The 13,941-nt window shown below is 44.2% G+C and carries 13 protein-coding genes; 8 read left to right on the top strand and 5 right to left on the bottom strand.

Annotated elements, in window-relative coordinates:
- Positions 1-8: 8 nt before the first annotated feature.
- Positions 9-1,277, bottom strand: a complete 1,269-nt coding sequence (locus tag FIV04_RS22410; RefSeq protein ID WP_152470610.1) for a porin — start codon at positions 1,275-1,277, stop codon at positions 9-11.
- A 344-nt stretch (positions 1,278-1,621) separates the two neighbouring features.
- On the opposite strand from FIV04_RS22410, the gene FIV04_RS22405 reads away from it, so the two are divergent.
- Complete coding sequence (locus FIV04_RS22405; RefSeq protein ID WP_152470609.1) at positions 1,622-2,704, top strand: site-2 protease family protein; 1,083 nt, start codon at positions 1,622-1,624, stop codon at positions 2,702-2,704.
- A gap of 86 nt (positions 2,705-2,790) precedes the next feature.
- Here FIV04_RS22405 and FIV04_RS22400 read toward each other — a convergent pair whose 3' ends face one another.
- Positions 2,791-3,579, bottom strand: a complete 789-nt coding sequence (locus FIV04_RS22400; protein ID WP_152470608.1) for a M48 family metallopeptidase — start codon at positions 3,577-3,579, stop codon at positions 2,791-2,793.
- A gap of 120 nt (positions 3,580-3,699) precedes the next feature.
- On the opposite strand from FIV04_RS22400, the gene FIV04_RS22395 reads away from it, so the two are divergent.
- The 5 genes from FIV04_RS22395 (at position 3,700) to FIV04_RS22375 (ending at position 7,419) form a co-directional block, all read left to right on the top strand.
- The gene (locus FIV04_RS22395; RefSeq protein WP_032552569.1) at positions 3,700-4,125 is read left to right on the top strand and encodes a hotdog fold thioesterase; all 426 of its coding nucleotides are present in this window, start codon (positions 3,700-3,702) and stop codon (positions 4,123-4,125) included.
- 24 nt (positions 4,126-4,149) lie between these two features.
- Positions 4,150-4,383, top strand: coding sequence for a DUF3389 domain-containing protein (locus tag FIV04_RS22390; RefSeq protein ID WP_150896422.1), 234 nt, complete (start codon positions 4,150-4,152; stop codon positions 4,381-4,383).
- A 177-nt stretch (positions 4,384-4,560) separates the two neighbouring features.
- Positions 4,561-6,252, top strand: coding sequence for an SgrR family transcriptional regulator (locus tag FIV04_RS22385; RefSeq protein ID WP_152470607.1), 1,692 nt, complete (start codon positions 4,561-4,563; stop codon positions 6,250-6,252).
- 9 nt (positions 6,253-6,261) lie between these two features.
- A complete protein-coding gene (locus FIV04_RS22380; RefSeq protein WP_152470606.1) occupies positions 6,262-7,155 on the top strand; it encodes a DMT family transporter in 894 nt (297 codons plus the stop codon).
- 12 nt (positions 7,156-7,167) lie between these two features.
- The gene (locus FIV04_RS22375) at positions 7,168-7,419 is read left to right on the top strand and encodes a hypothetical protein (RefSeq protein WP_152470605.1); all 252 of its coding nucleotides are present in this window, start codon (positions 7,168-7,170) and stop codon (positions 7,417-7,419) included.
- 77 nt (positions 7,420-7,496) lie between these two features.
- On the opposite strand, the gene FIV04_RS22370 is transcribed toward FIV04_RS22375, so the two are convergent.
- Entirely contained in the window at positions 7,497-8,129 is a 633-nt protein-coding gene (locus FIV04_RS22370; RefSeq protein WP_152470604.1) for a DUF2238 domain-containing protein, read from the bottom strand.
- Between the two features lie 202 nt (positions 8,130-8,331).
- On the opposite strand from FIV04_RS22370, the gene FIV04_RS22365 reads away from it, so the two are divergent.
- Positions 8,332-9,171, top strand: a complete 840-nt coding sequence (locus tag FIV04_RS22365; RefSeq protein WP_032552564.1) for an isopenicillin N synthase family oxygenase — start codon at positions 8,332-8,334, stop codon at positions 9,169-9,171.
- A 222-nt stretch (positions 9,172-9,393) separates the two neighbouring features.
- Positions 9,394-10,014, top strand: a complete 621-nt coding sequence (locus FIV04_RS22360) for a DNA-J related domain-containing protein (protein WP_032552563.1) — start codon at positions 9,394-9,396, stop codon at positions 10,012-10,014.
- Positions 10,015-10,107: 93 nt separating this feature from the next.
- On the opposite strand, the gene FIV04_RS22355 is transcribed toward FIV04_RS22360, so the two are convergent.
- Both FIV04_RS22355 and FIV04_RS22350 read right to left on the bottom strand, forming a co-directional pair.
- Complete coding sequence (locus FIV04_RS22355) at positions 10,108-11,763, bottom strand: ABC-ATPase domain-containing protein (RefSeq protein ID WP_152470603.1); 1,656 nt, start codon at positions 11,761-11,763, stop codon at positions 10,108-10,110.
- Between the two features lie 163 nt (positions 11,764-11,926).
- A complete protein-coding gene (locus tag FIV04_RS22350) occupies positions 11,927-13,834 on the bottom strand; it encodes a GGDEF and EAL domain-containing protein (RefSeq protein WP_152470602.1) in 1,908 nt (635 codons plus the stop codon).
- Positions 13,835-13,941: the final 107 nt, after the last annotated feature.

Here is a 13,941-nt window from a genome sequence, read left to right as displayed (position 1 = left end):
TCATTCCATTAGTTGAAGGTGTAGTTTAGTTGAACGGCAGATAGGTAAGCTGTACCTTCCGCGCTGAATGAAAGGTCTTGGCCTAATTTGTTAGTTTCGGTGAAGTCACCTTCTTTACTCTGAACAATCGCAAAGCCTGCATCAAGAGTTAGGTCTGGATTGATAGCGTAAGTCAGGCCTGCGCTATACCAATAACGATCACTATCAGGGATACTTAGAGTTGCTTCACCAGCTTGCTCGTCGTAGGCAAAACCTGCACGAAGTGTCCACTGTTGGTTAAGTGTGTAAGTCGCACCTAAAGAGTAGCGATTGTTGTCGTCGTATTTTTCTGACTTTTGGAAACATTGCCCAGCAACACCGTCATTACAATCAGGGCTTGTTGCTTTAAGTTCTTTAAAGCTGCTCCAGTGTGTCTGTTGCCAACCATAGTGGACTGCCCATTGGTCATTCAACTGATGGAACGCTGAAACTTCGATGATCGAAGGTAGGGTGATTTGAAGTCGACCTGTTGTTTTGGTCGCGCTGCCTTGTACGATACCACCTGTATAATCGGTGAACTCACCATCATCAAAGTCAAGGTCTACTTCAGAGCGGTAAGCTATCGAGAAGCGGTTGTTCTCGTTAAGTTCATATAGGCCGCCGATATTCCAACCGAAAGCGAATGTTTCACCTGTCATCTGAATTAATTTTTGAGATGCAGGGTTACCTGTGATGTTAGAAATAGCACCTTCATGTCGGTTTAATTCCGCATGTGCATAGACGACATTGACGCCGCCACCAACGCTTATTTGCTCGTTTACACGATAAGCAAGGTTAGGGTTGAGGTTGACAGACACTAGCGCTGTATCACCTGCAAGATCACCGGCATAAATATCATCTGGATAATCGGTTGCAACACCGTAGTTAGTGAACATGCCGATACCCCAAGCCCATTTGTCATTTATCGGGCTGATGTAGTAAGCCGCCGGTACGATTTGCAGTGGTGCAACGTCATCCGACGATTGGCTTTGCCCACCTGAACCGGGTACGTCGTTTTGCGTAACATTAACTTCCGGGTCAACGATAGACACTGCGCCTGAAAATTGTGCTTTATCAAAAAGGGTCATGGCGGCAGGGTTACGTGCTAATACGCTGGCGTTATCTGCCACGGCACCTTCGCCTGAAAATGAACGTCCCAAACCTGATGCTGAGTGTTCTGCAACTTGGAATCCGGCAGCTAAAGAGTTACAAGCGACCAGCACTGACAGTGAAACGAGAGAGCGTTGTACTGTTTTCATTTAAACCCTCCTAGGGCATTTATTTCTTTCTTATACGTGAAAACAAACATGAGCGACCATGCTAAATGTTAAGCATATGTTAAGGTTATGTTTTACGAAAAGTCAAAGGAAGAACAAATATTTTGTGAAGTTATATTTATTAGATGCGGGACTCTAACATTGATTATATAAATACTATCAATGCATTATCCAAGGTAAGAGGTGTGACCAGAGCATTTTTGAGCATTAACTGAACGATAAGAAAGAAATTGTATATTTTTTAACATATCTGAATCTGTTTACCGGAATCGCTGAACTGGGCATAATACGCACCACTTGTTTAATCATTAATTTTGGATAACAAATTGCAGTTACTCGCAGTAGATTTCCTAGGGAAAACGCTTCGTCTAGAAGGCTCGATGGCCGGTTGGCAACAGTTGTTTTGGAATAACACCTTGGTCTCTCAACTTGATGCAACATCAGAAGCGGAAGATTCACGTACGCATCAATTTCAGCTTCAAGCCGGTGAGCAAGTTCTGACTTGCCAGTTGGATGTTAAAGTCCAATGGCAACCGTTTGATATGGAATATCGCGCTACGGTGAATGATGAGGTGGTTAGCCAAGGCGCTCGCAATACCAAAGACATTGAACAGCAAGTACCAGAAATTGCACCTAAGGCAGAAAAGCGTTTTAGTCTGATTGGTTTAGTTTCTCTAGGTATGAAAGCCCTAAAGAGCGCCAAGTTGATCAAAGTGGTTTTGGCTTCCGCAAGTTTAGCGGCGTACTCTTGGCTTTTCTCAATTCAATTTGCCTTGGCATTAATAGCGTGCCTTATGTTTCATGAATACGGCCATATTCGTGCGATGAAATACTTTGGCATGAAAACAAAAGGAATCTACCTGATCCCATTTTTAGGTGGTCTCGCGTTGTCTGATGAGAAGATCAACACGCGTTGGCAAGATGTGGTTATCTCCATTATGGGGCCGTTCTTTGGTCTGATTCTATCCCTGATTTTTACGGTGTTATATTGGGTGACAGGAGAGATGTTCTTCGCGGGTCTCGCCGTGTTCAATGCTCTACTCAACTTATTCAACCTGCTACCAATCTTGCCTCTCGATGGCGGCCACGTGCTTAAAAGCATCAGCTTTTCGATGAACAGTCTATTGGGCATTATTTTGTGTGCTTCTGCAGCGGTTGGTGGTGTGATATTGAGTTATCAGCTCAATTTAACCTTGTTTGGTTTCTTGTTGATTATGGGGAGTATAGAAATTCTGATTGAATGGAGAGGACGCCACCATAGTCATCTTTTACCACTTGATCGCTATGGTCAGATCATTTCAGCAGTTTGGTATGTTGGCTTGGTAAGCGGGCTAATCGGTGTTATTTGGTATTTTGCATCAACAGGCGATCAACTACTGAGTTTACCGTTACAAATTCTAGGTACCTAATCGAGTGAACGGCTTGCCTTAGTACTCCAATAGAAAAGCCCTAGGTTGTAGATCCTAGGGCTTTCGCTTTGTTTCTGACTATGTGCTTAGACCTTACAATTTGGTCTCTGTGCATTAGATTGAGGCAAAGTGGTGATTGTTGCACGGAGATCTTGAATACGAGTGCTGTGTGAAGGGTGAGTAGAGAGCAACTCTGGAGGTTGGTTTCCGCCCGACGCCTTGGCCATGTTCTGCCACAAATTGACACTTTGGTTCGGGTCGAAGCCTGCATCTGCCATGTATCTCAAGCCCACAATGTCAGCTTCTGACTCTTGGGTACGTCCGTAAGGAAGAATCACACCGTATTGAACTCCTAAACCGAGCGCTGCCATAGTCATCCCTTGATATTGAGCGTATTCGGAAGCACCAAGGGCGGCACTGGTTATCGACAACCCAGTATTGGCAAGTTGTGTTTGAGAAAGACGTTCATTACTATGGTCGGCGATGACGTGTGCGATCTCATGGCCAATCACTGTTGCGAGTTGATCTTGGTTAACAGCAACCTTTAATAGACCTGTGTATACGCCGATTTTTCCGCCGGGAAGAGCGAACGCGTTAACTTGGTCACTTTCGAAAACAACGACTTCCCACTCGTCAAAGCCTTGTTTAGGAATGTGTTTGGTGATGCTGTTGGTCACGCACTGAACGTAAGCGTTTGTTTTGGCATCTTGACTGATTTTTTGCTGTTGCTTCATCTGCTCAAATGATTGAGCACCGAGCTGCGACATATCTTGGTCTGAGAACAGCAAGATCTGGTTTCGCCCTGTAGGAGAAGAGCTACATGCTGTGATACCAGCAAGAGTAAGAAGTGAAGCGAGCTTCATCCATGACGTCATACATTATCCTCTGTGTATTGCCGTTTTTATGCATGTTAACATCAACTTGCGTGATAGCTAATAGCTGAGCGATAACAATCACGACTTACCCATAATTATAACAATGAATAGGAACATGATATGTCTATCTGGAAAAAGCCCATAGACCTCGACATCATCAATGCGACATCTAAGAATACCTTAATCGAACACCTCAATATCGTATACACAGAGGTGAACGACAACTCTTTGGTTGCGACCATGCCCGTTTGTCATTTTACTCATCAGCCGCTTGGTATGCTTCATGGGGGCGCATCGGTTGTTTTAGCGGAAACTTTGGGTTCTTTAGCTGCGAATTTCTGTGTATCAGATGGGTACTTTTGTGTTGGATTAGATATCAATGCCAACCACGTGCGTTCAATGCGCGAAGGTCATGTGATTGGTAAGGCAGAGCCGATTCACTTAGGCGCTTCGACCCAGGTTTGGCAGATTAATATTACCGATGAGCGTGAGCGCTTGGTCTGCTCTAGTCGCTTAACCATTGCAGTGAAAAAACACAAACGTTAGTCACTTAAGTTAATTAGAGTATTTATGGTTATTACATTCAGTGGTGGAAAGATCATTGCCACACCTCATGAGCTGGTTGTTCGATTAGACGGAGAGCACCGCGTTACATTGCAAGCGCAAGTTGATGCGATTCAATTGATCGGAAAAGGGGCAAACGTCGTCTCTGCCAACGGGTCAGAGTGCAAATGGTCGATTAAGCTAGATGACGAACAGCAGTTAAGAGATATCGCAAATGAAATTGGCTGCGATATTCATTAAGTATCTTCAATATTTCTTGATAACTCACTGATAAGACACTAAGGGGCTCTCAATGGAGCTCCTTTTTGATACATAACGTTTAAGACAATACCTTGTAAATTCATTAGGTATCTGTTGATTTCAGTGACTAAAATAAGGAAACTGAAACCAATTCTAATTAGTTGATATTTCCTCTTTATGAGCAGCCCAAGATTACGAGTCCAGTTTGAAACCTTGTTTGAGTACTTTGATGGTAAAGACTCAGAAGTCCAATTAGATGACATTACCGACGTACTTTGTTGTACGCGTCGAAATGCGCGGATGGTTCTGAACAAGCTCGAAGAAGAGAACTGGATTGAGTGGCAACCCGCTGCGGGTAGGGGAAAACAGTCTAAGCTGATCTTCAAACAGAACAGAAACGATGTGAGTGAAACCCTTGCACGTCGTTATCTTGAAGACGGGAAAATCGGACAAGCACTGAATGTGCTAGATAGAGATGCGGCTAAGCTCACCCAAGTGATACAGAACTATTTAGGTGTGCAATATCAAGAAGGCGAGCAGGTTATTCGTCTACCGTATTACCGCCCTCTATCAATGCTTAACCCTGCGAAATCTATGCGTCGTTCAGAGCAACACATTGCGCGTCAGGTGTTCAGCGGTTTAACAAGGCTGGATGATAACGACCAGCTTCAACCGGACCTTGCTCATTCGTGGCAGAAGGTTCAAGACGACCATTGGCGTTTCTTCATCCGTCCGGGTGTTCGTTTTCATAATGGAGAGTTGCTTCAAACCAGCCATATTGTTGAGACACTCGATTCCTTAGAGAGCTTAAACATGTTCTCGCATATCAAGCGCGTGGAATCTCCCGCTAACTGTGTGGTTGATGTCTACCTGACTCGTCCAGATAAGTATTTTCCTCTAGCTCTGACCGAGTCGATTGCAAAAGTCACTCTACCTGTAAGCTTGCGCGGTGATGACTATGATATTCGTCCGATTGGTACCGGACCTTATCGCGTTGAAAAGAACGATGATCAACAATTGATCCTTCATGCCTTTGATGGATATTTTGGTTTCCGACCACTGATCGATAGAGTGGAAGTCTGGGTAGTCGATGAAGCTTATTCCTCTATGGTTTATCCGAGCCTATCAAAGCCTGTGATGGCTGATCGTGGTGATAGTGATGAGGTTGAGTTGGATCCGGGTTGTACCTATCTATTGCTTAACCGTCAGAAGGGCATTGCCAAAAATCCACTCTGGGCAGAGTTTCTTTCTAACGCGTTAAATGCTGCTGACCTGTTTACCCATATTCCCAAAGAGACAGTCATTGATCTTGGCGTGCTACACGCATATGGGCTCAAGCCGGGTTGGTACGATGTAAAACTCGCTCCTCCTGTTTGTCCGCAATCTTCAACAAAGCCAGTAATTAAGATTGCCTTTCAGCGCCAACATCCAATGTTTCCAACCTTGGCACACGCTATTGAAGCCGTGCTAAAACAATATGGTGTCGGAGTTGAGCTGTTTGGTTACGACATGGATCCGCCACACGCAGATGATGTCGATATTTGGATTAATCCGATGGGAATCGCCAATAATCGCGATGACGCACTGGTTGGTTGGTTGATGGATTATAGCTTTATTGAAGAGTCGAGCCCGTTAGATGAATTTGATCAGTGGTGCACTATGGTGGAGCAGTGGCGTGCTGGTGATTACGAAACATTCCCAGCTCGTCAGCTTGGCAAGAAACTGGTTCACAGCAATCAATTGATCCCCATGTTTCACTGCTGGTTAGGTGTGAACAAAGATCAGTGCGGAACCCTGCAAAATGCCAAGTGTAATGCGTTAGGTTGGTTCGATTTTAGTCAGGTTTGGAATAAGCCGGACCTTAGTTAAAGGCACACTATGTCTACTGTTTTTCTAACGCTCGTTACACTCATTGCTTTTGCTGCTAACTCCGTACTGTGTCGATGGGCACTTGCGGACAATAGTATCGACCCTTTGAGCTTCTCCTTGATTCGTATTGTCTCCGGTGCAATCACGTTAATACTAATTTACTGGGTTGTGAATCGCTCAAAACAGAAGCCGGCTGGTGGAGAAAGTATTCAACCAACGACATGGAAGGGCAGTCCAATTTCAATTGGCGCTTTGCTCGTCTATATGTTTGGTTTTTCTTATGCGTATGTCGCGCTCGGAGCTGGTTTAGGCGCCTTAATCTTGTTTGCGATGGTTCAACTGACTATGGTGGTGGCGCACTTGATTCAAGCAAGAGGCATGTCGTTACTAGAGTGGTTTGGTTGTGCGATTGCAATTAGTGGTTTAGTTATACTTCTTTGGCCTGATAACCAACAACACGCTTTGGATTTCAAAGCTGCGCTGCTCATGATGTTGGCAGGCATAAGTTGGGGGTGTTATACGTTAGCAGGGCGTAAAGTGAATGATCCATTGCACGCTACCATGATCAATTTTAGCTATGCTGGGCTGGCATCTCTTGTGCTGCTTATCGTGGTTTCATTCAATAAACTGATGCCTGACTCGATGTTTATGGATAGCTCTGGTGTCACTTATGCTCTATTGTCTGGTGTTTTTGCATCTGCAATGGGCTACACGCTCTGGTATCAAGTGGTCAAAAAACTCAGTACATTGACGGCATCTGTGGCGCAGTTAAGTGTGCCCATCATTGCGACTCTCGGTGGTGTTGTATTCTTATCCGAACCCATCACGCTACAGTTTGTTATTGCATCCGGCATTATCTTTGTCGGTATCGCAGCGGTAATCTTTGCTCCCAAAAACAGTTAATCCCAATCATTTATGGCTAAACCTAACAAGAAACAACCAAGCAAAACGGTTCAGATATTCTGTGCTAAGTGTAAGACGCAGCTCTTCAAGTACCGAAAAGGTGGAAAAGGAGCGTTGGTAAAATGCTTTAAAGAGAGAATCGTTGAAGACTACACAACAACGTCATGCCATTGTCCCGGCTGTCAGATTGAATTCGCCAGAGATACCTTAGTGAGAGGAACACCTGCGTTTAAGATGATAGGCGGAAAGGTCACTATGAAGTAAGAGATAGAAAACACAAAGGAGCACTATGAAGTGCTCCTTTGTTTTAGTTTGAATTATCAAAGCCTGCTTGATGACATCTATGCTTTTGGCTTACTTATTCGGCCTTGTAGCTTCATGATTATCAGCGCAACGATAGCGCCTGATGTGTCACACAGCATGTCTTTTTGAGCGTCCCAAATGTCACCTTGCGAGCCTAAAAATGCGATGCCTTCATCGCCACCAGCCAATTCCGCGTACCACCACTCAATGATTTCATAACCGGCTGCCACACTCATGATCGCAAATAGAGAGAACCAAACTGCGATAATCGGTGACGATAGCTTCTTGCGAATCAGGTATTCAGCCAGTGGGTAGGCGTATAGCCCGATAGAGAAGTGAGCAACACGGTCGAAGTTATTACGCTCAGAGCCAATCAGCTGATTAAACCAATCAAAAGGTACTACTGCGAAGGTATATTTGGCGCCGATCGTGTGAAGAGCTAACCAGATAAACATCAAAACATATGCAGTGTTTGAGAAGGTTAATTTGCGTGAAAACCACCAGATGCCCGCCAAAATGCCAATGGCTGGAATAATCTCTGCTATCCAAACTGCTCTTGATGAGGGTTCGATTGCAGAAAATAGAAAAACGGCTAGATAGGCTGAAGACAGTATTAAGAGAGAGCGATTACGGCTCAGAGCAGTGGGCAAAGGTTCAGTCGTGGTGGTCATAAGTGGTCCTCGTCAATAATTGAGTATGTTGTCATAATATTGAACACTGTACAATTGATTTTCACTTTACAAAATATGTTGAAAAAGCGGGTTAACGCCCAGTATCTAGACAAACGATTGCTAGAGTTTCACAAAAGTTTGATTTACGACAAAGCGCCCCCTAAAATCCCCGTTCACTACATACATAACTAGAAAGAAAGCCATGAAACTGGAAACTGTCGATTATCTTGCTGACGATGCAGCAGAGCAATTTGTTCGCTCACTACGTGAAACCGGCTTCGGTGTTCTAAAGAACCATCCGATCCCTAAAGAACTCGTAGAATCTATCTATGAAAATTGGTACCAATTCTTCATGACAGAAGAGAAGAATGATTTTCAGTTTAATGTTGATACACAAGACGGATACTTTCCACCTTCTGTTTCAGAAGTCGCTAAAGGACACAGCGTTAAAGACATTAAAGAGTATTTTCACGTTTACCCTTGGGGTCAAATCCCTGAGCAGCTAAAAGAGCAGATCTTAGATTACTATGCGCGCGCAAACGCATTTGCTCAAGAGCTATTGGGTTGGGTTGAAGCTCACGCTCCAAAAGAAGTACAAGAGAAGTTCTCTGTAGCACTATCTGAAATGATTAACGGTAGTGAGCAAACTCTGCTTCGTGTTTTACATTACCCACCAATGCAGGGTGATGAAGAGCCAGGTGCAATCCGCGCTGCTGCTCATGAAGACATCAACCTACTAACGGTTCTTCCTGCTGCGAACGAGCCTGGTCTACAAGTGAAAACTAAAGACGACCAATGGCTAGATGTGCCTTGTGATTTCGGTAACCTGATCATTAACATCGGTGACATGCTTCAAGAAGCTTCAGGTGGTTACTTCCCATCGACTACGCACCGTGTAATTAACCCAACAGGTGAGCGCCAAGAGAAGTCTCGCATTTCATTGCCTCTTTTCCTACACCCTAAGCCAGAAGTGGTGTTGTCTGAAAAGTACACAGCGAATGAATACCTAATGGAACGTCTACGCGAGCTAGGTGTTATCTAAGCAAACCTGATTCCATAACAAGTTTAAAGCCAGCAGTTCGCTGGCTTTTTTGTATTTTAATAACGGCTAACTTTTTGACTAGCATTTCAATTTCAAAGAGTTATTGATTGAGTATTATTGGGCTCAACCGTTGAAACTTTTGGTTCAAGCCTCGACAAATCAGCAATGATGGCTTTCAATATATATATGAACCAATCTGCATTATAAAACTGGCTCCATACTATGTTAGAACAACAAGACGTGAGTGCACCTTTTCAGACTCACATGGAAAATCCATTGCTTTGGCCGATCATGGAAGTACTGAAGAAGCAACCTCGGGGCTGGAAGGTTCATACGCTTGCGACGCATCTAAACGATCTCGGTTTAGTTCCTATCTTGGACCCGAAACCAGAAAAGGATCTGTTTAAGAAGAATTTTTTAATCATGAACGCTTTGTATCAGTTACAAGAGACTTTGTTTCCTGAGAGCTGGTTACAGGTACAGGCGATGGATATTGAACTGATGCATGGCCGCTATTACGCCAATGGACATGCAATCGATCCAGAAGATCCTTTGCGAGATTATTACGTGCATTGGGAAAATTACGAAGCCGATGAGGGTGAGGTGAAAAGACTATTGAATGAGTTTTGGACTCGCTATCGTAAGTTCGTCGGTGGAGAAGATATTGGTGACATGGACAGAGGCAAAGCGCTCTCATTGTTTGAATTGCCAATGGATGCATCACCAGCTGAAATTCGCAAGCGCTGGAGAAAACTCGCATTGCGTTGGCACCCTGATAGAGAAGATGGGAATAGTGATCAGTTTCGAGTCTTGTGTGAAGCGTGGAATGTCTTAAGACATTAATATGTTATAGATAAAAAAATAGTGCGTTGAACGCACTATTTTTTACTGAGCTTAGTGATTAAAAATCACTGAATCGGTCAGCCAGTTAGCGAATTAATTAGATGGCTTGAACTGAGACTTACGCATACGGTTCAAAGCAGCCATGATATCGAGAGTTCTTGGCTTCGCTAGATCACCGTAGTTAGGCATGTTCGCGTGCCAGTCTTTATCCAGCATAGCGTTAAACTCTTTCGCTGGGTTGTTTGACCAACCTGGTAGTTGAGCAAACTGGAACCATGCCCAACCAATCGCGTTAACTTCTGATGCAGACTCTAGTTGTTCAAGTGCTGATAAATCGGTGAACTCTTTGCCAAAGCGCAGTGAATCTTTGCCTTTTGCGTTCACTCGGAATTTACCATCAGACAGAATGTTCATTAGAGAGGCACGGTTTAGTGAGCGTGGTACGAACATTTCAAGTGCTGTTTCACACTCGTTGTGACGTTGAGTAGGGTGCTGCGCAATCACTTCTTTCGCTTTTTCAGTCACATCTACTGCTTGGTAGTCGTGCATTTGGATAACCGTGTCTGCAACGTCCAGATAATCACCAGAACCACCCATAACAACAATGGTAGAAACGTTCATTTCATCACGCAGCTGACCAATACGATCAACAAGTGGCGTAATTGGCTCGTCACCTTTCGCAACTAGCGCCTGCATACGCTCATCGCGGATCATAAAGTTGGTTGCAGAGGTATCTTCATCGATCAGTAGCGTTTGTACGCCTGCTTCAATAGACTCTTGCAGCCATGCTGCTTGAGATGTTGAACCAGAAGCATCTTGAGTCGTAAAGTCTGAAGTGTCTTTCTGCATTGGTAGGTGATTGATGTAGTTCGATAGGTTCAAGCTATGAACACAACGACCATCTTCTGCACGAATCTTCATTGTATCTAGCGCGGTAACAATACCTTCACGACCATCGCCTGGAATGTGGTTGTAGATAGAGCGCTCAACGGCATTAAGCAGTGTTGATTTACCGTGGAAGCCACCACCCACAATCAGAGTAATACCTTTAGGAATACCTAGGCCTTTTACTTCACCACGATTAGGTGTCTTTAGTGTCACAGAGAGAGATTCAGGAGCCTCAAACGCGACAGCATCTTTCATTGGGAGGTCACAGTTACCGGCAATACGTGGCAAAACACTACCGTTGGAAACGAAAGCTGCTAGGTTATGTTCATCAAGTTGCGAGCGAAGTGCTTCTTGATCTTCGATGGTTTGGCAGTGTTCAATCAGCGCGTCAAAGTCTAGTTCCCGTTCTAGTGTTGCACGACGAATAAACTTAGGTAGGTAGAACGTAATAATGTTGTTTGCTTTCTTAGCTAGAATACTACGACCATCAGCTGGCAGGTTAATGCGGAAACGGATTTCTATACCGTACTCAGTGAATAGTACCGCTGTGCTATCAAGAACCGTTTGACCAGTCAACGCGATCGAAATGCTTGATTCTTGCTTAGCAAATTCCGCAAAGCTACGCGCAATAAAGTCACGTGCCGCGATTTGATATACGTGTGATTTGCCTTTCAGCCACTCTAAACCCGTCAGCGACCAAGCGCGCGTAGCGCGAAAGCGAGAAGGGGACGCATACGGGTCACCTTGAATGTGATCGATGTGAAGTTCAAAGTCAGCAAAGTCGTATTGACCCTTGATTTGTTGATATGCACGGTAGTTTTGTTTTTCGAGCTTTTTGAGCTTTGCAGTCAACTGATCCATAACGAGAAATGCCTTAATTGGAGAAAGATACAAATAGAAAGGCGGCGATTATAAAAATCACCACCTATAGAGTAAAGGGAAAGTCGGAGTAAATTGCAAAGTATCGATAATTTACGTCACTAATCTTCCCATGTGAGCTTGGATTGGTGAGTAAATGATCCAATTAGGCGTATCGACTGCTGTTTGGGTAGTTTTGGTCAGCTAAGCTATGTTCGAACTCTTGGCATGTCATCGGCTTACCGTAGAGGTATCCTTGCCCAATATCGCACCCTTCTTGAATGATGAACTGTTCTTGTTCTTCGTTCTCTATACCTTCAATCGCTACTTGGAGGTCGAGCTTTTTGGCAATTTGAACAATAGAGCGAACGATTTCAGTATCGTCTTCAGAGTTATGCATTTGGTCGATGAAGCTTTTATCTACTTTAATAGCATCAAATGGAAACTTCTTGAGATATCCAAAGGATGCGTAGCCAGTACCAAAGTCATCAAGTGACAATGTCACACCTAGGTCATGCAATGATTCTAATGTATTCTTGGCAATAACCTCATCGGCAATTAAACCACTCTCAGTCACTTCTAGCTCAAGGAATCGAGCAGGTAGGTGATAGGTTTCAAGCAGGTGGACGATTTGTTCATAGAACTGAACGTTCTTTAATTGTACCGCCGAAACATTTATTGCCATCTTAAAGTCGTCAACATACTCAGACCACTCTTTGGCTTTTTCTATGGCCGAGCGAAGCACAAAGTTTCCGACTTCAAAGATCAACCCGTTTTGCTCTGCCATATGAATAAGGGTTTCATTGGAAATATCACCAAGAACAGGGTGACGCCAGCGAAGAAGTGCTTCAGCTCCAACCCACTTATGTGTCATTGGTGACACTTTCGGTTGGAAGTAGAGCATAAGGTCGTCATTGCGCACCGCTTGAAGCAGATAACCTTCAATCTTATTAAGGTGGATTTGATCGTCGTTGTACGCTTGCGAATAAAAGCAGTACTTCTGTCCTGAGTCTTTACAGGCCAACATGGCGGCAGAGGCTTTTTTGAGGGCTGTTTCTGCGTTGTCTTCACACTCAGTTATAGATAAGCCGATAAACGCGTGTAGATGAATTTTGTCTCTGCCTATTGAAAACTCGGAGTGCCCAACTTGAACCAGTTGTTCGCAAAGTGTGTCTAGATGCGAATGTAACCCTTCTGTCGTGTATGCGAGGGCTAAGTCCACCGAGGTGGGCCTTCCTGTCAGAACTTCGATACCTTCAATCGTCGATAGCTTGCGTCGATACTCGACTAACACATCATCGAAAGCTTGATAGCCATAACGAGCTTGAATTCGTCTGCCGTTGGTAAACCCTATATGTACAACAGCAAAAGCCTGGTTGTTTAACTTGAGCTCATTGGACATGCGCAGGTTTAATCGAGATTCGAATGCATTGCGGTTAAGAAAGCCCGTGCCTAGGTCGTGATTCTTTTGGTAATTGATCTTCTGCTCAGCGGCTTTGCGTTTGTCGATCTCAAGGTTAAGTGAGTAGTTAAGGCTCGCCAGGTCTTGGGTACGCGTATGGACTCTAGATTTTAGCTCTTTATTCAACTTAGAAAGTTTGGCATTTTGATAGAGCGTCTGGAGCTGCGACTCAATAGATAGTTTAAAGCTCTCAAGTAGTTGGATGTAAGTTGGTGTGTAGTGGTTCTCTTTGCTATCGAGAATACAGATAGTGCCGAATACCTCACCGTTGGGCCAAAGCAGAGGGATACCACAATATGAGATCATCCCCAGTTCGACATCAGGATTATTTTTCCATGCAGGGTCTTTAGTCGCATCGGGAACAACCAATCGACTGTTCGACTTCATTACCGTCTCGCAGTAAAGACCGTGCCCTAACTCTTCAGAGTCTCCAACTTTGTATGGATTGCCATTGGACTTACTGGTTGAAAAAACTTCAATTGAGGAGGGGTGTACTCGCATGATTAGTGCTGCGGGTACGTGCGTTATGTTCGCCAGTAAGTCTACGATGTTTTGCCATCCGACTTTCATGTCACTGGGAATGTCTAAATCGAGCGTTTTGATCTTTTTCATAAGACTCCATGTCATTGTCACCAGACGAACCACTTCCTGTGATCTCGTCTCCCTGTCGATGTTATATGCACCTAGAGATGTAATGAAACTGTTAATTTGAGTATAGG

Source organism: Vibrio sp. THAF190c (genome assembly GCF_009363355.1).
Lineage (GTDB): Bacteria > Pseudomonadota > Gammaproteobacteria > Enterobacterales > Vibrionaceae > Vibrio > Vibrio fortis_A.
Note: the sequence above shows the minus strand (reverse complement) of the source record. Positions and strands in the feature narration are given on the sequence as shown.